This is a genomic window from Bradyrhizobium lablabi (assembly GCF_001440475.1).
GTDB classification, from domain to species: domain Bacteria; phylum Pseudomonadota; class Alphaproteobacteria; order Rhizobiales; family Xanthobacteraceae; genus Bradyrhizobium; species Bradyrhizobium lablabi.
In genome coordinates this window covers 82,186-104,313 of sequence record NZ_LLYB01000109.1, presented here as the reverse complement: position 1 = coordinate 104,313, position 22,128 = coordinate 82,186, and the positions used below count along the sequence as shown (strand labels likewise).

Here is a 22,128-nt window from a genome sequence, read left to right as displayed (position 1 = left end):
CTATCGATGCTGCGTAGTCTGATCGCATTCTGCCTCTCGCGGCGGCTCTTGGTGATGGTCGCGTTTGTGGCCTTTCTCGGTCTCGGCAGCGTCGCTTTCCTGGCCCTGAACATCGAGGCCTATCCCGATCCGGCGCCGCCGATCATCGAGATCATAGCCCAGCAGGCAGGCCAGTCGCCGGAGGAGGTGGAGCGCTACATCACGATTCCGATCGAGATCGCGGTCGCCAGCACGCCCGGCCTGAAATTCATCCGCTCCAACACTGTCTATGGACTGGGCTTTATCCGTCTGCAGTTCGAATACGGGCGCGACTATCATTTCGTTCGTCAGCAGACCATCAACCGGCTGAAGGATGCGGTTCTGCCGGCCGGCGTCCTGCCGGTGATCTCGCCTGCCGGAGGCATCAGCGAAATCTTTCGCTACGAGCTCACCGGGCCTCCGGGCATGGACGTCATGAAGCTCAAGACGCTGCAGGACTGGGTGGTCGAACGCAAGCTGCGCACCGTACCGGGTGTCGCCGACGTCGCCGTGCTCGGTGGAAAGACCAAGGAGTTCCAGGCCGAGATCAATCTCGACCGCATGATGGCCCATGGGCTGACGCTGCCGCAGATCATGACCGCGATTTCGGCGAGCAATTCCAATGTCGGCGGCCGCACGATCGCGATCGGCGAACAATCGGTCAATGTCCGCAGCATCGGCGTCGTCACCTCGATGGACGACATCGGCAATATCGTATTGACCCAGCAGGGCGGTGTGCCGGTACTGGTGTCCGACGTAGCCAAGGTCCAGATCGGCTACGCGCCCCGGCTCGGCCTCGCCGGCCGGGACGACAGGACCGACGTCGTTACCGGCATCGTCCTCATGCAGAAACTCGAACGCACCATGGACGTGGTCAAGCGCGTACGCGTTGCGGTGGAGCGTATCAACTCCGACGGATCGCTGCCGGCCGGCGTCAAAATCGTGCCATTCTATGATCGCGGTGATCTCGTTGCGATCACGGTGCAGACCGTTTTGCATAATTTGCTGTTCGGAATAGCGCTCATCTTTCTTATCCAGTGGGTGTTTCTCGGCGACCTCCGCTGCGCGTTGATCGTCGCTGCCACAATTCCGGTGGCGCTATTGCTTGCAGTGATAATCACGGTGATGCGGGGCGAGTCTGCGAATCTGTTGTCGGTCGGTGCTATTGACCTCGGCATCATCGTCGACGGCACCGTCATCATGGTGGAAAATATCTTCCGCCAGATCGCCCATCACTCGCCACGGCTGCCGCCGGGACGCCAAGCCACGCTCAGCGATAAACTGAGCTGGATCCTGACCGGCGCGGTCGAGGTCGACAAGGCGATCTTCTTTTCGGTCATGATCACCATCGCAGCGTTTCTGCCGCTTTTTACGATGCAGGGCGTGGAAGGCCAGATCTTCGGGCCGATGGCGCGGACCTACGCCTATGCATTGCTCGGCGCCGTGATCGCGACCTTCACGGTAACACCGGTGCTGGCCTCATATCTGCTGCCGGCCGATGTCCAGGAAGTCGAAACCTTTGTGGTCCGCCATATCCGCAAGCTCTACCAGCCCATTCTGGCGCGCGCGGTCCGCAACTATCGCCGCGCCGCAGCCATCGCCGCAGTGTTTCTCGTGCTGTGCCTCAGTCTCGGGCTGTGGCTCGGCACGGAGTTCCTGCCCAAGCTGGAGGAGGGCAACCTCTGGATCCGGGCCGTGATGCCGCCGACCATCACGCTCGAGGCCGGGATGGAAACGGTGGCCAAGATCCGTACCATCATATCGAGCTATCCGCCGGTTCAGACCGTGTTTTCCGAGCAGGGACGCGGTGATGAAGGCACCGATCCCGACGGCTCGTTTCTCGCCGAGTTCTTCGTTCCGCTCAAGCCGGCCGACACGTGGCCATCGGGGCTGACCAAGGAGCAGATGGTCAAGCAGATGAGCGAGAAGCTCAACCGTGAATTCGTCGGCGTCGATTTCAACTTCTCGCAGTACATCCAGGACAATATGGAGGAAGCCGTCTCCGGCGTGAAAGGCGAGAACTCGATCAAGATCTTCGGCAGGGACCTCCATGAGCTGGAACGGCTTTCCAAGTCGGTGAAGAACGAACTCTCGGCCGTCCGCGGCGTCGCCGACCCCGCCGGTTTCAACCTGCTCGGCCAGCCGAATTTGATCGTCCAGATCGATCGCGCCAAGACCGCGCGCTACGGCTTCTCGATCAGCGACATCAATTCCGTGGTCCAGGCCGCGATCGGCGGCCAGGAAGTTTCCAAGGTCTATGACGGGGAGATGATCTTCGCGCTGACGGTCCGCCTGGCGCCGGAATACCGCAGAGATGTCGACGCCATTCGCGCTATACCGGTAGCGCTTCCGAACTCGGATCCCAAGTCGCCGACGGCCTATATCCGGCTTGGCGATCTTGGCGAGATCAAGCTCGTCAGCGGCGCGGCCTATATTTACCGTGAGAACAACCAGCGCTTTATCCCGCTGAAGTATAGCGTCCGCGACCGGGACCTCGGTTCGACCGTGGTCGAGGCCCAGGAGCGGGTTCAGAAGAACGTTCCGCTCCCCCAGGGCTATTCGCTCGAATGGTCCGGCGAATACGGCGCTCTGGTTGACGCAAAGAAGCGGCTCGCGCTGATTGTGCCGTTGAGCCTGCTTCTGATCCTGATGCTGCTCTACAGCCTGTTCAATTCGATACGGGACAGCCTGCTGGCGCTATCGGGCATCCCGTTCGCGGTGGCCGGCGGAATTCTCGGGCTCCATATCGGCGGCCTGAATTTCAGCGTCTCGGCCGCGGTTGGCTTCATCTCGCTGTTCGGCGTTTCGGCGATGGATGGCATCCTGCTGATGTCCTATATCCGCCGCGACATCGAGGAAGGCATGGGGACGGAGGATGCCATCATCCGCGCTTCCCAAACAAGGATGCGGCAAATCTTCATGACGGGGCTATCGGCGTGTATCGGCCTGGTTCCGGCGGCCATCTCGACAGGAATCGGTTCGCAGGTTCAGCAGCCTCTGGCGTTAGTCATCGTTGGCGGGATGCTGCTGTCCCCGATCTGCAGCCTGCTGGTCATCCCGGTGTTGGCAAGGCTATGGATGCCAACGATAAAGGAAACCGGGATGCGTGAGCTTGCAGTCCGCTAAAGCATTTTCAAGCGAAGTGGATGCCGGCTCGCATAGCAGTCAAGCTTGCGCAGATAGCGTAAACCTAGAAAAGGCGTCAAAACAAGAATCCAGAGCATCGGTTCTGATTCAATCAGAACCGACGCTCTGACTGGCCGGCGCATCTGCTATTCGGCAGACCGCACATGGCCTATCGATGCGGTGAGCTTATTGTTGCGCCGCGCTTGCCGCCGGCACCGGCGCCGCATTCACCTCCCGCGTATTGGCGCGCTGGTCGGTCTTCGAGGCCACGGCGGCGTTGTTCTCAAACCGCACGCGGTAGACCGCCAAATTCTCCATCACGCGCTGGACATAGTTCCGCGTCTCCGAAAACGGAATGCGCTCGACCCAGTCGACCGCATCGACCTTGGGGTCACGCGGATCGCCATAGGCCTTGACCCAGTCCCGCACCCGGCCCCGGCCGGCATTGTAGCCGGCAAAGGTCATGATGTGATTGCCCTTGTATTCGCTCAGCAGCGCGCTTAGTTCGGCGGCGCCCATCTGCGTGTTGTAGACCGGGTCGGAAACCAACCGGTCCCAGTCATAGCTGACGCCAAAACGCTTGGCGGTATCGCGTCCGGCTTCCGGCGTCACCTGCATCAGCCCGACTGCATTTGCCGCGGACTTGTCGCGCTGGTCGAACGCACTCTCCGTGCGCGCCACCGAATAGATGATGCTGTGCTCGATTTCGGGGGCGTGCTGGCGGTGCGGTGGAATCCCGATGATGGGAAACGCGTAATGGTCAAGCGGCAGTCCGCGGCCGAGTGAGGGCTTTCCGACCTGCAGCATCGCGCGGGCGTCGTTGCGGCGGCCGGTGAGCTCGCCCAGCGCTTCGAGCAGGGTAACATCGGAGCTTTGTTCGCCGAGATCGGCGGCAAAATAGAGCACGACGTCGCGCTCGCCGATCTCGTAGAGCATGTCGGCGGCGCGCACGCGTTCGTCAGTAGCCGGCGCATCGGCGGCCGCAAGAACGGGCGAGGGCGCACGTAGTTCGATCTGGTCACGGCCGAGCCTGGCGCGCGCAAGCTGCCCGTAATAAGCGGTAGGATAGCGTGCGGCCGCTTCGTAGCTCGAGCGCATCGCATCTTTCTGGCCGAGGGCTTCGGCGGCGCGCCCGCGCCAATAGTGCGCCCGCGACAGCACGGTCGGATTGACCTGTCCCTCATCGATGCGGGCGAAATGGCGGGCCGCGGTGGCGGGGTCGTCGAGGTAGCGCAGGGCGATCCAGCCGCACATGAAGTGGAAGTCGGACCGGTAGTATTCATTGGCCGGCAGCGCGGCGGGGCGGATCACCTGGTAGGCGGTCTGGAACTTGCCGTCATCGAGCAGCTTGCGGGCGAGAGAGCGCCGCTCGCGCCACCATTGATCGGTTTCCTGCAGCGCCATGGTCTCGGGAGCCGCGGCCAGCATCAGGTGGGCTGCATCGTCAATGCGGTTCTGGGCGAGCATCCACTGGATGTGGCAAAGGGTGTAGCCGAGATCCTGCCGTGCCTCGACCGCGACATCGTCGAGTGCATCCTTCGCCTTGTCCGCTTTTCCCTTGACCGCGGCACAGGCCTTCACGATCGCAAGCTCGTCGTCGCCAAGGCGCCGCGCGGCGCGCTTCGCGCCGGCGAGATCCTTGGCGCCGATGCGCCTGTCCATGCGCGCGCGGTGGTCATCGCGATTGAGAAGGTCACGGAACGTCTCGAGCACATCCGTCTCCAGGCGCTCCGACAATTCGTCCGATCGCCATGCGTCGCGCGCCAGCCTGGCCGCGCCGTCCCGATCGCCCTCAGCCAGCAGCACGCGCGCCAGCGCCAACTTGCCCTTGGCACTGGTGGGCCGATCGCCGGTGAAGGCGCGAACCGTCGCCGGGTCACTGCGCTGCTCCCACAGCCGTGCCTCTGCGCGCCGGCGGAGCAACGCTGCACTCGGCCATTCCGAATTAGCGGCGAGGAATGCCGCGTAACGGCCGAAATTCGCGATCGTGGCCGGGTGACGCAGGATGAACCACTCGACGAGCTTTTGCGCCGCCGGATCCGCGATCCTGTTCCTGATGTCCGTTGCCTCTTCGGTCTTTGCCTTGCGCGCGAGATCGATGGCTTCCTTTACCAGCGCAGGATCGCCCGTCAGCGGAGCGATGGCCTCCTTGGGAGCAGGCGGAGCCTCCGGCCGCTTCGCCTTGCGTTGCGCGGAAGTGTGCTTGGCGTGCCGATTTTTTCCGAGCGCAGCGCTGCGATCGGGGCGAGCTTGCTTCCCCGCGTGCGACTTCTTGGTCGCTTCGTGCGCCTTCTGGGCTTGGGGCTTATGGCTGGTCCGTGCGCTCGCATCCGTCGAGAGGAGGGCGAGGCCAGCTAGCGTGAAAAAACAGGATAGCGAGCGTAAGCATCGGTTCATTCCATGGTCCCCCTGCGAAAGCCACGTCACAAACACTGTCGAAACCACGAGATCGCGCGATGCGTGTGGTTCGAACTGTTCGAAAAATACCACAACCCTCAAGATGCAATTGTCACCTCTGCACAACAAACGCGCGCAAAATGAGGCAGATTGGGACCCGACGAGTTCCAGCGTCGCGGCGCGCACTTGCTCGCCGCCGCAAAAGGGGTGACCAATGACCGAGGGGCCGCCGATGTCAGGGCGGATTGGCCGCAGAGCACCGTAGTCCCGATGACGCGTTGTCCGCCGTAGCTCGACGGAAGCAACATCCGCGATGTCGCTCGTACGGGGCCACTACCGGGTGGCCCAAAGAGAACGCATCGACGCAGTCCAGCGCCCGGCGACGCTGCAATCGACACCGGACGCTGGAGAACAAGGGCCGGGAGGCGGCCCTTGTCCGTGATTGTGTCTTGTTGTTTTCGGCCTAGCCGTACATGGCCATGTTGGCCATTGCGGTGGCTTCGTTGTGGTGGCCGCCGTCGGTGCCGCCATTGGCCAGCACGCCGTCGTCCTCCAGTTGGAAGTGCGCGCCGTTGAGTTCGCCGACCTTTTCGTAGGCGCCATACACCGTCTGGGTCACGGCAATGTCGCTTTGCTTCACGAGGTTGCCGTAGACGGTGATGGTGCCGAGCAGATCCTCGTCATGCGCACCGGCATTGCCCTGCTGGCTGATGACGGTGATCACGCTGTAGTCGTTCTTGCCGTCACCATTGCTGTCCTTGTACTCGATCGACTTGACCTCGGCGGTGTGGCCGGAGATTTCGATCTTGTCGCCCTGGGCGCGGTTGAAGTCGCGGATCACGTCATTGCCGATGCCGTCGACCCAGTGGTCGTGGGTGGCGTTGTTTTCGCCGGTCACGCCAACCCAGTCGATCGTGCCGTCAGCATTGACGTGCTTGGCGACGATCTCGTCCTTGGCGTTCACGTTCATCTCGAAGCGGAACGTGTCAGCCCCGCTGCCGCCGGTGATGGTGTCGTTGACCGCCTTGAACGCCGCCGATTCGGTGGCGAAGATCTGCGTCTTGCCGTCTTGCGCCGCGACCATTTCGCCGGCATCCGAGCGGCTGAGCAGCACGTCGTTGCCGGTGCCGCCATCCATCCGGTCGGCGCCGAAGCCGCCGACGAGAAGGTCGTTGCCGGAGCCGCCGGCGAGGTTGTCGTTACCCGAACCACCCCACACCTTGTCGGCCCCGGAGCCGCCGTTCAGCGTGTCGTTACCGGCCATGCCGGCGAGCGTGTCTTCCTTGGCGCCGCCGGACAACGTGTTGTTGCCCGTTGTCCCGTTCAGATGGTCATGGTCGGCGGTGCCGCCGCCGAACCTGGCGAAAACATCTTCGAAGCGGCCGTCATCGAAGAATCTGTTCAGATTGAAGCGTGCCATTATTCAAACCTCTTACTCAGAGGCCTCACGTACTAAAAACGACCACGGACTTTGGGAAAGCCTCGCGTGATGCGCGCGGGAAGGACGTGAGGCAGGATCCTTCACCCGCATCGAAGAATGAACAGCCAAACGGGCCCGGGGCTGGACGTGCGCGCGGCGGATTTGCGTTTCGCAGGGGCAATATGGTGACGCGAAAGGCATCACTGCGACCGATCTTCCGCGCATCCGTCGAATTGTGTCGGCGATCAAAACCGCTGCGACAAATTACGTACGACGTTGTTTCATCTCGGGTATCAACAGATCAATTCGTTGATGCGCCTATCGCGACAAGGAATCATGCGTGACGAAAAACTGACGCAAAAAGTGCCGACCGCACAATGTTGACGCGATCGCTTCGGGCGCGATTGAGGTCAGGCCATGCAGCTTTCGGTGCTTCGCAGTTTGAGTTGCGCCAGGCGATCCAGGGAATCACTGCAGCGACGTCGATCGAATCGCGCTTTGCGATTCTCGGCGGCGCGCAGGGGGGACGCCGAATTCAGTCTGAGGTTGCAGCGGAGAAACGTCTGTTGTGATCGCCCTCAGGTTGCGAACCGCTCACGAATAGGGGTTCGCGCTGGCCTCGAGGTCGGATGGACCCCGGAAAATGGCGACACCGTGGGTTTCATAAGTCCGAATAATGGTTGCCGTCGCGCCACGATTGTTGCGAGGTTGCAACAATAAGGGAACATTTGGTTAACCACCCCGGCTGCCTCTTGCTTGCGCCGCTATTTAGCCACACCCCTCAATGAAACCATTTCTTTCAAAGCTGATTGGCCCGAAGGCGACGGGAAATTGCTCCCGAGACCGACAAGGAGATGGCTGGGAAACAGGTTCCACGGATGGACGCCAAGACCGACATCAAGAAGAGGTTGCCGAGCCGTCATGTGACGGAGGGGCCGGAGCGCGCTCCTCATCGGTCCTATCTCTACGCGATGGGTCTGACCACCCGGCAGATCCACCAGCCTTTCGTCGGCGTCGCGTCCTGCTGGAACGAGGCCGCCCCCTGCAACATCTCGCTGATGCGTCAGGCTCAGGCGGTCAAGAAGGGCGTCGCGGCCGCCGGCGGCACCCCCCGCGAATTCTGCACCATCACCGTGACCGACGGCATCGCCATGGGCCATGACGGCATGCGCTCGTCGCTGCCGTCGCGCGAATGCATCGCCGATTCGGTCGAGCTGACTGTCCGGGGCCACGCCTACGACGCCCTGGTCGGGCTGGCCGGCTGCGACAAATCGTTGCCGGGCATGATGATGGCAATGGTCCGGCTCAACGTGCCCTCGATCTTCATTTACGGCGGCTCGATCCTGCCGGGCAATTTCCGCGGCCAGCAGGTCACGGTGCAGGACATGTTCGAGGCGGTCGGCAAGCACTCGGTCGGCGAAATGTCGGATGCTGACCTCGACGAAATCGAGCGGGTGGCCTGTCCGTCGGCTGGCGCGTGCGGCGCACAATTCACCGCCAACACCATGGCGACGGTGTCCGAGGCGATCGGCCTGGCGCTGCCGTATTCGGCTGGCGCGCCAGCGCCTTACGAGATTCGCGACGCGTTTTGCGCCGCCGCCGGCGAGAAGATTCTGGAGCTGATCGCAGCCAACATCCGGCCGCGCGACATCGTCACCCGCCGCTCGCTGGAAAACGCAGCAGCCGTGGTTGCCGCCTCCGGCGGCTCGACCAATGCTGCGCTGCACCTGCCGGCCATCGCGCATGAGTGCGGCATCAAGTTTGACTTATTTGACGTCGCCGAAATCTTCAAAAAGACTCCTTATGTCGCGGATTTGAAGCCGGGGGGCCGTTATGTTGCCAAAGACATGTTCGAGGTTGGCGGCATACCGCTTCTGATGAAGACGCTGCTCGACAATGGCCACCTGCACGGAGATTGCCTAACCGTCACGGGCCGTACGATCGCCGAAAACCTCAAGAGCGTGAAATGGAATCCGCACCAGGATGTGGTGCGGTCCGCCGACAACCCGATCACCGTCACGGGAGGCGTTGTCGGGCTGAAGGGTAATCTCGCTCCGGAGGGTGCGATCGTGAAGGTCGCGGGCATGTCGAAGTTGAAATTTACCGGTCCTGCCCGCTGCTTCGATCGGGAAGAGGACGCCTTCGATTCGGTCCAGAAGCGAACCTACAAGGAAGGCGAGGTCATCGTGATCCGCTACGAGGGGCCGCGCGGCGGTCCCGGCATGCGGGAGATGCTCTCGACCACGGCGGCGCTGACCGGGCAGGGGATGGGCGGCAAGGTCGCCCTGATCACCGACGGCCGGTTCTCCGGCGCCACCCGCGGCTTCTGCATCGGGCATGTTGGACCGGAAGCGGCCGTGGGCGGTCCGATCGCCCTGTTGCAAAATGGTGACATTATCGAGATCGACGCCGAGGTCGGGACTCTTAACGTAAAATTGACCGACGCCGAACTCGCCGAACGTAAAACCAAATGGGTGCCCCGACAGACTAACCACACATCGGGTGCGCTGTGGAAATATGCCCAACAAGTTGGGCCGGCGGTGGACGGGGCTGTGACCCATCCGGGTGGTGCGCACGAGAAACAGTGTTATGCGGACATCTAGGCGTATCATTCTTGCGTTGATGCTGGGGGCCACACCAGTGGCGGCTCCCGGATTCGCATTTGATGGCGCGCCGGTGAAGCCGGACGCCACGCTGCCCATGATGAACCAGCCGGCTGCCGCGCAGGCCGTCACGGCCCAGGCTCTGAAGAAGGCTCCGCCCGCCGCGCCGACGGCAACGACGGTCGCAGCACCCTCCCTGAACTCGCTGCAATACGCCGCTGAGGGCGGCCATCCCGTGGCGCAGTGGAAGCTCGGCCGGATGTATGCCGATGGCGATGGCGTCGTGCAGGATGATCTGCGCGCCTTCGAATATTTCAGCCGTATCGCCAACGCGCATGCCGAGGACAGCCCGTCGGCGCCGCAGGCCACGATCGTCGCCAACGCCTTCGTGGCGCTGGGACGCTACTACCTCAACGGCATCCCGAACTCGAAGATCAAGCCGGACTCTGATCGCGCCCGGGAGATGTTCTCCTATGCCGCGTCCTATTTCGGCAATGCCGACGCGCAATACGATCTGGCGCGGCTTTATCTGAAGACCCCGGACGCCTCGCGGGACGACTTCCGCTATGGCGCGCGGTGGCTCGGCCTTGCTGCCCAGAAGGGCCAGCATCAGGCGCAGGCCATGCTCGGCCAGATGCTGTTCAACGGCGACCGGCTGCCGCGGCAGGCCGCCCGCGGCCTGATGTGGCTGACGCTGGCGCGCGACAACGCTGCCCCCGACGAGTCCTGGATCCGCGAAAGCTACAACCGCGCGTTCGCCAAGGCCTCCGACGACGACCGCGCCACGGCGCTGCAGATGCTCGAGCACTGGGTGCAGGGCAAGCGCGACTGACGGGCGATTGTAGGGTGGGCAAGGCGCTTCGCGCCGTGCCCATCATCTCTCCAAAATCGCTGACGTGAATGGTGGGCACGCGGAGCCTTTCATCGGACGCGCATTCGCGCGACCCGTTGGCTTTGCCCATCCTACGACTTCGCGACAATTTCCTTCGACATCGGATAGCCGCCAGCCGTGCCGAACTTTCCGGTCGGCGCGCCGTCATCGATATACCCTGCCGATTGATAGAAGCGATGCGCGGTCTCGGTGCTGGTGAGCGTGCAGCGGCGATTGCCTCGGTCGGCGGCTCTGGCTTCGAGCGCCCTCAGCAAGGCACGGCTGACGCCGCGAAACCGCGCATTGGGTGCGACATAGTTCAGCCTGATCTCGCCGGCGTCGGTTACGGCCCCGACAGCCAGGACGGCATCGCGCTCGACCGCGAGCAGGAGCGAGTTTCCCTCCTGCCTTGTCCATTCCGCCACGATTTCCGGCGTCTTGTTGGCCAGCCAGGCGTTCAGGATCACCGGATCATTGCCGTGATCGGCAACGCACAATTGCGCGATCGATTCCCTGAGTACGTGGCAGGCGGCAGCGGCATCTTCGGGCGCTGCATCCCGAACTTCCGGCTTCGCTGCGCCTGACGCGCTCAAGCCGTCTCCAGATCGAAATCCGCCCAGACCGGGACGTGGTCGGACGGCTTCTCCCAGGCGCGCACATAGCTGTCGATGCCGACATTGGTCAGCCGGTCGCTTGCCTGCGGCGACAGCAGGAGATGATCGATTCGCAGGCCCCAGTTCTTCTGCCAGGCGCCCGCCTGATAGTCCCAGAAAGTGTAGAGGCCCGGCTCGTCGGTCACCGTGCGCAGCGCATCGGTGAGGCCAAGGCCGAGCAGGGACTGGAAGGCTTCGCGGGTTTGCGGGCGGAATAGGGCGTCGTTGCTCCAGGCGGCGGGGTTATAGACGTCGGCTGCCGCCGGAATGACGTTAAAGTCGCCTGCGAGCACCAGCGGTTCTTCCGCCTTAAGCCGCTCCTTCGAATACTCAAGAAGCCGCGACATCCATTTGAGTTTGTAGGGGTATTTGTCGGTTTCCGGCGGGTTTCCGTTGGGCAGGTAAAGGCAGGCGATCCGCATGACCCCGGTCTTGAGCGTCACCACGCCTTCGAGAAATCTGGCGTGGGCGTCCTCGTCGTCGCCGGCCAGGCCGGATTTGGTCTCGTCGAACGGCAGTTTTGACAGTAGCGCGACACCGTTGAAGGTCTTCTGGCCGTGGGTGACGACGTTGTAGCCGAGCGCCTCGATTTCCAGCCGCGGGAACGCATCGTCCACGCATTTGATTTCCTGCAGGCAGACGATGTCGGGCGAGCATTCCCTGAGCCAGGTCAGGAGATGTTCTAGCCGCTGGCGGATCGAATTAACGTTCCAGGTTGCAACGCGCATGAAATGGCTCGGGATTGTAACTACACATTTTCTGGCAGTGGCATACCATGTGCAGCGAGGCTGTGATAACCGTTTAGAAATAAGGCGCGAAGATCGCCGTCAAGGGGCTAGGAGAAGACCTTCCCGTCCTTTCTTTTTGGGGACTGGCGGGCGTGAAAAAATATGAAAAAACGTTCCGTAATCCTTCTTGTCGGCGCTATCGCCATTGCCACGGCAGCCGGCTTTATAACCCGCTCCTCGTGGATGGGCGGCAGCAGCAACGCCCAGGGCCCGCAGCGTCCGCGGATGGTTTCCGTCGAGCTCGCCAAGGCCGAGCGCAAATCGATGCCGGTCGATGTGGACGCCATCGGCATGGTGACGCCGATCTCCAGCGTCGCGCTGAAGTCGCGGCTGGAGACCACCATCGTCGCGGTCCATTTCGAGGACGGCGCCAAGGTAAACGAAGGCGATCTGCTGTTCACGCTGGACAGCCGCCAGATCGACGCGCAGATCGAGCAGGCCGAGGGCGTGCTCGCCAAGGATCAGGCGCAGCTCGAGGGCGCGCAGCGCGACCTGCGCCGCTTCAACGACCTCGTCGGCAAGGGCGCCACCACGCAGGTCAATGTCGACAACGCCAGGACCCAGTCCGACATCCTGACCGGCACCATCAAGGCCGACCAGGCCGCGCTCGATAATCTGAAGGTCCAGAAGAGTTACACCACGATCCGCGCGCCGTTCTCCGGGCGCATCGGTGCCGCCAATGTGAAGGTCGGCAATTTCGTCCGCCCGGCCGACACCACCCCGCTGGCAGTCATCAACCAGATGGCGCCGGTCTACGTGACCTTCACGGTGCCGCAGCGCGTGCTGGTTGATCTGCGCGAAGCGATGGCCAAGAGCGCCTCCGGCGTCACCGCGACCATCCCGGGCTCTCAGCATTCCGAAAGCGGCAAGGTTGCGATGGTCGAGAACACCGTCGACCAGACCACCGGCATGGTCACCGTGCGCGGCATCATGGCCAACGAGAAGGAGGCGCTGTGGCCGGGGACGCTGGTCGCGACCAAGCTGATCATCCGATCCGAGGATTCGATCGTGGTGCCGACGGTCGCCGTGCAGCGCAGCCAGAGCGGCAATTTCGTTTTCATGATCAAGGACGGTGTCGCCAAGGTCCAGCCGGTCAAGGTCGACCGCACCGCCCAGGGCATGTCGGTGATCTCGGAAGGCCTTAGCGGTGGCGAGGATGTCGTGGTCGACGGGCAATTGCTGTTGTCAGACGGAACGCTGGTCCAGCAGCGGGCCAAGAAGGCCGGGGCATAGCCGATGACCCTGTCCGAACTCTGCATCCGACGCCCGGTCATGACGACGCTGATCACGGCGTCGATCATTGCGTTCGGCATTTTCGGTTTCCGCCTGCTGCCGGTCTCGGCGCTGCCGCGGGTCGATTTCCCGACCATTGCGGTGACCGCGACGCTGCCGGGCGCGAGTGCGGACACCATGGCGGCATCCGTGGCTGGCGTCATCGAGCGCCAGCTCTCGACGGTCGCCGGCATTTCGTCGATGTCGTCGAACTCGTCGCAGGGTATCAGCACCATCACCATCCAGTTCGATCTCAACCGCAACATCGACGCCGCGGCGCTCGACGTGCAGACCGCGTTGACGATCGCGCAGCGCCGGTTGCCGGTCGAGATGATTATCCCGCCGAGCTTCCGTAAAGTGAACCCGGCCGACTTCCCTGTTCTGTTCGTCGTGCTCAACTCGTCGACGCTGCCGTTGTCGGCGGTCCACGAATACGGCGACATCACCATCGGCCAGACGCTCTCGCAGCTACCGGGCGTCGCCCAGGTCAGCGCCTACGGCGCACAGAAATTCGCCATTCGCGTCCAGGCCGATCCCGAGGCCGCCGCGGCGCGCGGACTGTCGCTCGAGGACATCAGAACGGCGGTGTCCCGTGCCAATTCCTCGACCCCGGTCGGCACGCTGAACGGGCCGAAACAGGACGTCGCGCTGCAGGCCTCGGGCCAGATGGACAAGGCGATGGACTATCGCCAGATCGTGGTGGCCTGGCGCAACGGCTCCCCGGTCAAATTGGACGAGGTGGCGCGGATCTACGACAGCGTCGAGAACGAGCGGATCGCAAGCTGGTTGAACGACGAGCGCGCCATCGTGCTCGGCATCCAGAAGCAGCCCGACGCCAATACGGTGGCGGTGGTCGATTCCATTCTGGCCAAGTTCCCGGCGTTGCGAGCGCAGATCCCGCCATCGGTGTCGATCAACGTCCTGATGGACCGGTCCATTTCCATCCGCCAGGCGGTGGCCGACGTCGAGGAGACGCTGCTGATCGCGATCGGGCTGGTCATCCTGGTGATCTTCCTGTTCCTGCGCTCGGCGTCCGCGACCTTCATTCCAGCGCTGGCGGTGCCGATCTCGCTGTTCGGCACCTGCGCGGTGATGTACGCGCTCGATTATTCCATCAATAACATGACGCTGCTGGCGTTGACGCTTTCCGTCGGCTTCGTGGTCGACGATGCCATCGTCATGCTGGAAAACATCGTTCGCCATATCGAGCACGGCATGCGGCCGTTCGAGGCGGCGCTGAAGGGCGCCCGCGAGATCGGCTTCACCATCATCTCGATCACCTTCTCGCTGATCGCGGTGTTCATCCCGGTGCTGTTGATGGGCGGCATCGTCGGCCGGGTGTTCCGCGAATTCGCCGTGACCGTGTCGGTCGCGATCATCGTGTCCGGCTTCGTCTCGCTGACGCTGACGCCGATGCTGTGCGCGCGTGTGCTGCGGGCCCACGACGCGACCAAGCGACCGAATATCGTGCTCCGCGTCTTCGAGAGGATGTTCGAATCCTGGCTGCGCGCCTATGAGTGGACGCTCGACTGGGTGCTGGCGCGCAAATTCCTGATGCTGCTGGTGACGCTGGCGACGCTGGGCGGTACCGTCTATCTCTACATGATCGTGCCGAAGGGCTTCTTCCCGCAGGAGGACACCGGCTTTTTGATCGGCGTGACCGAGGCCGCCACCGATACCTCGTTCGAGGCGATGAAGGAGCGGCAGCAGGCACTGGTCGAGGTGCTGAAGGCCGATCCTGCGATCGAATACATCAACTCCACGGTCGGCGCCGGCGGACCCAATACGACGGCGAATTACGGCCGCCTATTCATCGCGCTGAAGCCGAAAAAGGAACGCGACAATCTCAACGCCATCATCGGCCGGCTGCGCGGCAAGGCTCGCCAGATCCCGGGCATGCAGGCGTTCTTCCAGCCGATCCAGAACCTCAATATCGGCGGCCGGATTTCCAAGAGCCAGTATCAGTACGTGATGCAGAGCGGCGACACCGAGTCGCTGTACCGGCTGGCACCGGAGATGCGCGACAAGATCGAGAAGCTGCCCGGTCTGCTCGACGTCACCACCGACCTCTACATCAAGAATCCGCAGATGACGGTCGACATCGATCGTGAAAAAGCGGCGGTCTACGGCGTCACCGTCGATCAGGTCCGCAACCAGCTCTACAACGCCTATGGTTCGCGCCAGGTCGGCACCATCTACATGCCGTCGAACGACTACCAGATCATCCTGGAGGTCCAGCCGCAGTTCCGCGTCGATCCGTCCGATCTCTCCAAGCTCTACATGAAGACGCAGAATAACCAGACCATCCCGCTGTCGGCGGTGGCGAAGCTGGTTCCGACGGTGGGTCCGCTGCAGATCAACCACCAGGCTCAGCAGCCGGCGGTAACGATCTCCTTCAACCTGGCGCCCGGCTATTCGCTGGGCTACGCGGTCGACAAGATCACCGAGCTCGAGCAGGCATCCAATCTGCCGGCGACGATTGCCACCGGCTTCTCCGGGACCGCGCAGGTGTTCCAGGATTCGCTGCGCGGGCAGGGCGTCCTGATCCTCGCGGCGGTGTTTGCCGCCTTCGTCATCCTCGGCATCCTCTACGAAAGCTTCATCCATCCGATCACGATCATCTCCGGCCTGCCGTCGGCCGGTATCGGTGCGATCCTGACGTTGATGCTGTTCGGGATGGAAATGTCGGTCATCGCCATGATCGGCATCGTGATGCTGGTCGGCATCGTCAAGAAGAACGCCATCATGATGGTCGACTTCGCGCTGGAGCGCCGCCGCGTGGGCTTAAGCGCCGAGCATGCGATCCGTGAGGCGGCCCTGCTGCGCTTCCGGCCCATCATGATGACGACGTTCGCGGCCATCTTCGGCACGTTGCCGATCGCCCTGGGAGCGGGCGCCGGCGCCGAACTACGTCAGCCGCTCGGCATTGCGGTCGTCGGCGGCCTCTGCCTGTCGCAGCTCCTGACGCTGTACATCACACCGGTGATCTACATCTATCTGGACCGCATCGACCGCCGCCTGCGGCGCAAGCTCGAGCCGCAGCTGGAAGAGCCGGGCGAGGAGCGGCCGCACGTGGTCGCCGCCGAATGATCGCCATCAGGCAGGTGGTGCGATCTGCCTTGCGGTGCGCCGCGATCGTCGTGGCGCTCGCATGGATGGCTGTTACGGTCGGGCAGGCGAGGGCTGACGAGCCGATCGAGATCTTTGACGCCCATCTGCACTACAATTGGGAGCCAAAGCCCCATCTTGGCATCGACGAGGTGCTGGCGCTGTTCAGAAAGCACCGCGTCACCGGCATCCTCGCCACCAGCCGCCCCAACACCGGCACGCATGCGTTGATGGATGCGAAGCCGCAGGGCCTGCAGATCGTCCCCTTCATCCGGCCATACCGGGTGCGCGCCGACATCCAGACCTGGTTCGGCGATCCCTTCATCTTCGATCTCGTGCAGGACGAATTCAAACGCGGCTATTACCGCGGTATCGGCGAATTCCACATCTCGGGCAAGGCCGCCGATACCGAGTGGGTGAAGAAGACTGTCGATTTCGCGGTCGAGCACGACCTCTATCTGCATGCCCATGCTGACGACGTGGCCGTCGAAATCCTGATGCGCCACAACCCGCGCGCCCGCATCATCTGGGCCCACACCGGCTTTGGCCTGTCGACCGACCGCGTCGCGGAGATGCTGACGAAATATCCGAAGCTGTGGGGCGAACTGTCCTACCGCAGCGGCATCACCGACGGCGGCGGCAAGCTGACCGCCGAATGGCGCGCGCTGTTCGAGCGGTTTCCGGATCGCTTCCTGCTCGGCTCCGACACCTGGATCAGCGAGCGCTGGGACAGCTACGGCCAGATCATGGCCGGGTACCGCGCCTGGCTCGCGCAGCTGCCGCCGAAGATCGCGGCGCAGATTGCCCATGGCAATGCGAAGACGCTGTTCGGCGGGGAGCGGTGAGCGGAGGTCTCAATCCGCAAACCTGCGAGCTACAGCCGAAAAGTCGTCGAAGCGACATTCACAGATGACGTGACGTGCAGCGACTTTCGGTGGGTAACCGGCGCGGCGGTTCCCACGCTGGAAGGCGGGGTTCATCGTGGAAAATGGCAGAGCGTGAGAGGTTCCGGAAGGCTTCCAGGCCATTGACGGCATCATGTTACGGTTTCTGAGCACGAGGCCGAGCGCTGAACCTTTCTTCCCTCGCTAAGACCTATAGTTGTGTCCGAGCCTGCATGCTGGACAATCCCGGGAAGGTCAGCCGCTGGCGAGGCACGGCAAGCATTCCACATCAGCAAACGCAGGAGGAGCGCATGCGCAAGTCTCTCGCCGTTTTCCTTTCTGGCGTGGCTCTGACGATTGCGGCGTCAACCGCTCTAGCCGGAGAGCAGGTGCTAGAGTTCAAGCTCATCGTCAAGCCTATCGATGTCAAGGTAACAGAGGCCGCAAACGTCGAAGGACAGACGGTCATGTCCGGCAAATTTTTTGGCGTCACCGTCTTCAAGGACGGCCGTATCGGGGTGAAAGAGTTCGTCCATTCCGCAGACTCGCTCAAAGGCTCGGGACCCTACTACGGCTACAGCACCTACACGTTCGAGGACGGCTCGATTACGGCACGTTACACCGGCGCAGTCAAAGACGGCCGGTCAAATGGCGAATATACGATCCTCTCGGGCACCGGCGCCTACGCGAACGCTACGGGCACGGGCACCATCGAGAGCGCGCCGAACCCGTTCAAGGGCGTCAACCTCTTGAACATAAAACTGGTCGTCAGAACACCTGGTACGTAAAAGGCCTTATGCGCAGCCGCGTCTCCGCCACTCCAGGGTGCCGCGAGGCGCGGCTTTGCTCATGCGCATGAGCCAGCGCTGCGCAACCGCAGCCGTGCGCCGAAGATCGCGGCGCAGGTCGCGCACGGCAATGCGCGCGCTGTTCGGCGGCGAACGCTGAGATCTGTAAGCGCAACGTCAGCCCGGATACCGCGTCTCGGCAATCCCCTGCAGACCGGCTTCCCGATGATGGAAATTTCTCCCGATCCCCTCGCGGTCGAGGCGGCGCAGCCCCATGGCAAGTTGCCTCAGGTCGTTGCGATGCGGGCCCACAGGTAATTTTCGGGCGCGGCGCAGTGCATCGACGGCATGTTGCTTGAGGGGCGTCATGACCTCGTCTGACGAATTCTTCATCAGCCTGCCCTCGGTCGAAATGATAATGATGAGGCTTGATGATATTGGCAGCCGAAACCGCGCGTCTGTCCGAAAGTGGACCTACCGAAAATTATTTTGGCGAATGCTTGCGGCAGTGCGGTTGCCCGATTATCACCGCCACAAGTTTCAAGGCCGCGCACTCCAATCAGCGGTTTACTCAATCCGCGAACTGCCCCGCTGCCTTGATGATCGGCGCCCAGCGATCGACCTCGCTGATCAGTTTTGCCTTCAGGGCTTCGGGCGTCGCTTCGTTCTGCGGCACTGGCTCGGTGTTGATGTCGTTGAACCGCTTCACCAGATCGGGATCGCGCAGCGCCTCCTGCAGCGTTTTGGCCAGCTTTTGAACGATCTCATCAGGTGTGCCCTTGGGTGCATAGATGCCGTGCCAGGCACCGAGCTCGAAGCCCTTCAGCCCGGATTCGTCGGCAGCAAGAAGATCGGGCATCGATGCCAGCCGGGTCTTCGTGGTGATGGCATAGGCCTTGACCAGCTTCGAGGCGATCGGGCTCGTGGTGTTGGTGGTCTGGTCACAGGAGAGGTCGATCTGCTTGGCGATCAGATCGTTCATGACCGGGGCATTGCCCTTGTATGGCACGGTGAGGATTTCCTTGCCGACCGCGTTCATGAACAGCAGGCCGCAAAGATGCGAGGCGGCCCCCAGGCCCGCATTGCCAAAGGTCATCTTGTCGCCATTGGCCTTGATGTAGGTGACGAGCTCGGCGAGCGTATTCGGCGGTAGGTCGGGACGGCCGATGATCGTCATCGGCGCGTTGGTGACGAGGCCGATCGGCGCGAACGCCGTCTTGGTGTCGTAGGCAAGCTTGCGATAGAGCGTCGCCGCCGTAGAGATGCCGATGTGGTGGATCAGGATCGTGTAGCCGTCCGGCTCCGCACGCGAAGCCCGCGTCGCCGCGATGGTGCCGCCGGCACCTGTAGCGTTCTCGACGACAATCGTCTGTCCGAGCAGTTTCGACATCGACTGCGCGGTGACCCGCGCCACCGTGTCGGTGGCGCCGCCGGCGGCGAAGGGGACCAGCAGGGTGATCGGTCGGCTCGGGTAGCTCTGCGCCTGACTTGCAGAACTGACCATGGCGAACGCAAGCGCGATAGCGGCCGTCTTTCTCATTTGCATCTGCACCTCCCAAAATTCTTGTTCTGATTTGTTGCGCGGGCATTTTTGCCTCGCGCGGTCCGCCACGCCGGCGACTGGCCGTCACACGTTGGAGCTATGAATGGCGTCCACGACGGCCTGGGTGACATCCTTTGTCGTCGCGGTGCCGCCGACATCGGGCGTGGTGACGCCGGCGCCCGTGACCTTCTCCACGGCACGCATCAGCCGCGCCGACGCCTCGGACTCGCCGAGATGATCGAGCATCTGCGACGCCGTCCAGAAGCTCGCCACCGGATTGGCGATTCCCTTGCCGGTGATATCGAACGCCGAGCCATGGATCGGCTCGAACATTGAAGGGAAGCGTCGCTCGGGATCGATGTTCGCGGTCGGCGCCACACCGAGGCTGCCAGCCAGCGCGCCGGCGAGATCGGACAGGATGTCGGCGTGGAGGTTGGTGGCGACGATGGTATCGAGGCTCTGTGGCTTCAGTGTCATTCGCACCGTCATGGCATCTACCAGCATCTTGTCCCAGGTGACTTCAGGAAATTCTTTCGAGACTTCGTCGGCGATCTCGTCCCACATCACCATGCCATGCCGCTGCGCGTTCGACTTGGTGACGACGGTGAGCAGTTTTCGCGGGCGCGACTGTGCCAGCCCGAACGCGTAGCGCATGATGCGCTGGACGCCGACGCGGGTGAACACGGCGACTTCGGTGCCGACTTCCTCCGGCAGGCCGCGATGCACGCGGCCGCCGCAGCCCGCATATTCGCCTTCGGAATTTTCACGCACGATCACCCAGTCGAGATCGCCGGGGCCGGCATGGCGCAGCGGCGAGGTGATGCCGGGCAGGATCCGGGTCGGCCGCACATTGGCATATTGATCAAAGCCCTGGCAGATCGGCAGGCGCAGGCCCCACAGCGTGATGTGATCGGGAACATCGGGCGCGCCAACCGCGCCGAAATAGATCGCGTCGAATTTTTTCAGGGTGGTGAGCGCGTCGGCCGGCATCATCACGCCGTGCTTGCGGTAGTAGTCGGAACCCCAGTCAAAGGTCTCGACATTGAATTTCACGTCGCCGAGCCGCTTCTGGAGGGCTTCGAGCGCCTGCACGCCGGCGGCGATCACTTCTGGCCCGATGCCATCGGCAGGGATGGCCGCGATTGAATATTCACGCATCGAAATCTCCTTGGGAACAGGCTCGGCTCGTAGACCGTCATTGCGAGGAGCAAAGCGACGAAGCAATCCACCTCTCCACTTACGGGCCATGGTTGCTTCGCTGTGCTCGCAATGACAGCGGCTGCTGCGGGGCTTGCGCTCAGGGTATCCTGCGGCCGCCGCCGTTGATGGACAACTACCTCCCATTTATACAAAAAATTGATATAATCCCGCCGGGAGGACCGATGGATCTGCATCATTTGCGTTGCTTCGTGGCCGCGGCCGAGGAACTGCATTTTGGCCGCGCCGCGCAGCGGCTCGACATGCTGCCGTCGGCGCTCGGCCGTTTTATCCGCTTGCTCGAAGACGACCTCGGCACGCGGCTGATGACGCGCACGACGCGCAGCGTCGCGCTGACGGATGATGGCGCCGTGCTGCTGAAGGAGGCGAGGGCGCTATTGGCACAGGCCGATGCGCTCGCCGGAAAATTCCGCACGCGCGGCCGCAAGCGGGCCGCGATCATTCGTGTCGGCGCGATCGATAGCGCCGCCGCGGGATTGTTGCCGCCGCTCCTGCACGATTTCCGGAAGCGCCGCCCCGACGTCACCGTGCAACTGGTCGAGGACAAGACCGTGCGCCTGCTGCCGCGCCTGTTGTCCGGCCGGCTCGATCTCGCCTTCGTGCGTCCGCCTGATAGGCCCGACAAGCGGCTGGAGTTTCTCTTCCTGCTGCACGAGACCGCCGTCGTCGCGGTCGCCGAGCGTCATCCGCTGTCACAGCGCAAGCGCCTGACCATCGCCGATCTCGAAGACGAGCCGCTGATCGTACCCGAACGCCGGTCGCGCCCGCACAGTCATGACCTCACCATGAAACTGTTCGCCGAAGCCGGGCGCGAGGCGTGCGTTGCGCAAATTGCCGACGAGAAGCAGACCATCGTCAACCTGGTCTCCACAGGCCTTGGCGTTGCCATCGTTCCGCGCTGGACATCGCGCATGGCAACCCGTGGCGTTCGCTTCATCCGCCTCGCCGCCTCCGACATGAACAAACTGCCGCTCGCGGCCGCCTTCACCCGCGGCACCCGCGATCCCGTGAGGGACGACGTATTGGAGATGCTGAAAGCCGATCTGCGGCGCTATTCGCGTGAGGCGTAGGCGCGAGCTGGCATTCGAAGTGGCGCAGTTCGTACGTTCGCAGAGTGGGCAAAGCGAAGCGTGTCCACCATCGAGCAGCACGACTGGTGATGGATGGTGGGCGCGTCGCTAGTGCTTCCTTTGTCCACCCTGCGGACTTCGCTTTCACGCGGTCATCGGCACCACATCATTTGGTAGGGGACCGAGGGCGGCGAGCGCGCATGCTCGTTACGGCCGCGCTGGCGTCACCTCGGTGCAACGGTAATGCGATCGCCATAAGCAAATTTAATGCCCAAGAACGCACCTGATGCAGTTCCGCACATCGGCCCGCACTTGCGAGGCATTTGCAATGAAAAGGACACATCTCTGCTTTCGGTGCGGCATGTGTTG

Annotated in this window: 15 protein-coding genes; 8 read left to right on the top strand and 7 right to left on the bottom strand. The window is 62.8% G+C overall.

All coding sequences use genetic code 11. From position 1 onward, the window contains the following. The first annotated feature begins 6 nt into the window (after positions 1-6). Positions 7-3,144 carry an efflux RND transporter permease subunit gene (locus CQ14_RS31800; protein WP_057861745.1) on the top strand — a complete coding sequence of 1,046 codons (3,138 nt, stop codon included), beginning with the start codon at positions 7-9 and terminating at the stop codon, positions 3,142-3,144. Positions 3,145-3,330: 186 nt separating this feature from the next. Here CQ14_RS31800 and CQ14_RS31795 read toward each other — a convergent pair whose 3' ends face one another. Together CQ14_RS31795 and CQ14_RS31790 are read right to left on the bottom strand one after the other, a co-directional pair. After that, the gene (locus CQ14_RS31795; RefSeq protein ID WP_057861779.1) at positions 3,331-5,541 is read right to left on the bottom strand and encodes a lytic transglycosylase domain-containing protein; all 2,211 of its coding nucleotides are present in this window, start codon (positions 5,539-5,541) and stop codon (positions 3,331-3,333) included. A gap of 463 nt (positions 5,542-6,004) precedes the next feature. Next, entirely contained in the window at positions 6,005-6,961 is a 957-nt protein-coding gene (locus tag CQ14_RS31790; RefSeq protein WP_057861744.1) for a calcium-binding protein, read from the bottom strand. Between the two features lie 878 nt (positions 6,962-7,839). On the opposite strand from CQ14_RS31790, the gene ilvD reads away from it, so the two are divergent. Together ilvD and CQ14_RS31780 are read left to right on the top strand one after the other, a co-directional pair. Further along, a complete protein-coding gene (ilvD, locus tag CQ14_RS31785) occupies positions 7,840-9,564 on the top strand; it encodes a dihydroxy-acid dehydratase (protein ID WP_057861743.1) in 1,725 nt (574 codons plus the stop codon). Then, positions 9,551-10,396, top strand: coding sequence for a tetratricopeptide repeat protein (locus tag CQ14_RS31780; RefSeq protein WP_057861742.1), 846 nt, complete (start codon positions 9,551-9,553; stop codon positions 10,394-10,396). Before ilvD ends, CQ14_RS31780 begins: the two co-directional genes overlap by 14 nt. Positions 10,397-10,527: 131 nt before the next feature. Here the strand turns inward: CQ14_RS31780 and CQ14_RS31775 are convergent, their stop codons facing one another. Both CQ14_RS31775 and xth read right to left on the bottom strand, forming a co-directional pair. Next, positions 10,528-11,028 carry a GNAT family N-acetyltransferase gene (locus tag CQ14_RS31775; protein WP_057861741.1) on the bottom strand — a complete coding sequence of 167 codons (501 nt, stop codon included), beginning with the start codon at positions 11,026-11,028 and terminating at the stop codon, positions 10,528-10,530. Further along, positions 11,025-11,816 (bottom strand): exodeoxyribonuclease III, encoded by a 792-nt coding sequence (gene xth / locus CQ14_RS31770; RefSeq protein WP_057861740.1) that lies wholly within the window; start codon positions 11,814-11,816, stop codon positions 11,025-11,027. Before xth ends, CQ14_RS31775 begins: the two co-directional genes overlap by 4 nt. A gap of 162 nt (positions 11,817-11,978) precedes the next feature. On the opposite strand from xth, the gene CQ14_RS31765 reads away from it, so the two are divergent. The 4 genes from CQ14_RS31765 to CQ14_RS31750 all read left to right on the top strand — a co-directional run bounded on the left by CQ14_RS31765 (position 11,979) and on the right by CQ14_RS31750 (position 17,928). Continuing rightward, positions 11,979-13,109: an efflux RND transporter periplasmic adaptor subunit gene (locus tag CQ14_RS31765; RefSeq protein WP_057861739.1), complete on the top strand. Its 1,131-nt coding sequence runs from the start codon at positions 11,979-11,981 to the stop codon at positions 13,107-13,109. Between the two features lie 3 nt (positions 13,110-13,112). Then, positions 13,113-16,238, top strand: a complete 3,126-nt coding sequence (locus CQ14_RS31760) for an efflux RND transporter permease subunit (protein ID WP_057861738.1) — start codon at positions 13,113-13,115, stop codon at positions 16,236-16,238. Continuing rightward, positions 16,235-17,101, top strand: coding sequence for an amidohydrolase family protein (locus CQ14_RS31755; protein ID WP_245320669.1), 867 nt, complete (start codon positions 16,235-16,237; stop codon positions 17,099-17,101). Before CQ14_RS31760 ends, CQ14_RS31755 begins: the two co-directional genes overlap by 4 nt. 272 nt (positions 17,102-17,373) lie before the next feature. After that, a complete protein-coding gene (locus CQ14_RS31750; RefSeq protein ID WP_245320667.1) occupies positions 17,374-17,928 on the top strand; it encodes a hypothetical protein in 555 nt (184 codons plus the stop codon). A 177-nt stretch (positions 17,929-18,105) separates the two neighbouring features. On the opposite strand, the gene CQ14_RS31745 is transcribed toward CQ14_RS31750, so the two are convergent. From CQ14_RS31745 to CQ14_RS31735, 3 genes are all read right to left on the bottom strand, one after another. Continuing rightward, complete coding sequence (locus CQ14_RS31745) at positions 18,106-18,321, bottom strand: hypothetical protein (RefSeq protein WP_057861736.1); 216 nt, start codon at positions 18,319-18,321, stop codon at positions 18,106-18,108. 178 nt (positions 18,322-18,499) lie between these two features. Continuing rightward, positions 18,500-19,468, bottom strand: a complete 969-nt coding sequence (locus tag CQ14_RS31740) for a tripartite tricarboxylate transporter substrate binding protein BugD (RefSeq protein ID WP_057861735.1) — start codon at positions 19,466-19,468, stop codon at positions 18,500-18,502. 87 nt (positions 19,469-19,555) lie between these two features. Next, positions 19,556-20,629, bottom strand: coding sequence for a tartrate dehydrogenase (locus CQ14_RS31735; protein WP_057861734.1), 1,074 nt, complete (start codon positions 20,627-20,629; stop codon positions 19,556-19,558). A 224-nt stretch (positions 20,630-20,853) separates the two neighbouring features. Here CQ14_RS31735 and CQ14_RS31730 point away from each other — a divergent pair, with 224 nt between their 5' ends. After that, positions 20,854-21,759: a LysR family transcriptional regulator gene (locus CQ14_RS31730; protein ID WP_057861733.1), complete on the top strand. Its 906-nt coding sequence runs from the start codon at positions 20,854-20,856 to the stop codon at positions 21,757-21,759. Positions 21,760-22,128 lie beyond the last annotated feature (369 nt).

Bases quoted from the DNA above. Each gene is read 5' to 3' on its own strand.
- CQ14_RS31800 (WP_057861745.1), top strand. From the start codon at position 7: ATGCTGCGTAGTCTGATCGCATTCTGCCTCTCGCGGCGGCTCTTGGTG.
- xth (WP_057861740.1), bottom strand. From the start codon at position 11,816: ATGCGCGTTGCAACCTGGAACGTTAATTCGATCCGCCAGCGGCTAGAA.
- ilvD (WP_057861743.1), top strand. From the start codon at position 7,840: ATGGACGCCAAGACCGACATCAAGAAGAGGTTGCCGAGCCGTCATGTG.
- CQ14_RS31780 (WP_057861742.1), top strand. From the start codon at position 9,551: ATGCGGACATCTAGGCGTATCATTCTTGCGTTGATGCTGGGGGCCACA.
- CQ14_RS31755 (WP_245320669.1), top strand. From the start codon at position 16,235: ATGATCGCCATCAGGCAGGTGGTGCGATCTGCCTTGCGGTGCGCCGCG.
- CQ14_RS31750 (WP_245320667.1), top strand. From the start codon at position 17,374: ATGCTGGACAATCCCGGGAAGGTCAGCCGCTGGCGAGGCACGGCAAGC.
- CQ14_RS31730 (WP_057861733.1), top strand. From the start codon at position 20,854: ATGGATCTGCATCATTTGCGTTGCTTCGTGGCCGCGGCCGAGGAACTG.
- CQ14_RS31735 (WP_057861734.1), bottom strand. From the start codon at position 20,629: ATGCGTGAATATTCAATCGCGGCCATCCCTGCCGATGGCATCGGGCCA.
- CQ14_RS31795 (WP_057861779.1), bottom strand. From the start codon at position 5,541: ATGAACCGATGCTTACGCTCGCTATCCTGTTTTTTCACGCTAGCTGGC.
- CQ14_RS31765 (WP_057861739.1), top strand. From the start codon at position 11,979: ATGAAAAAACGTTCCGTAATCCTTCTTGTCGGCGCTATCGCCATTGCC.
- CQ14_RS31745 (WP_057861736.1), bottom strand. From the start codon at position 18,321: ATGAAGAATTCGTCAGACGAGGTCATGACGCCCCTCAAGCAACATGCC.
- CQ14_RS31760 (WP_057861738.1), top strand. From the start codon at position 13,113: ATGACCCTGTCCGAACTCTGCATCCGACGCCCGGTCATGACGACGCTG.
- CQ14_RS31790 (WP_057861744.1), bottom strand. From the start codon at position 6,961: ATGGCACGCTTCAATCTGAACAGATTCTTCGATGACGGCCGCTTCGAA.
- CQ14_RS31740 (WP_057861735.1), bottom strand. From the start codon at position 19,468: ATGAGAAAGACGGCCGCTATCGCGCTTGCGTTCGCCATGGTCAGTTCT.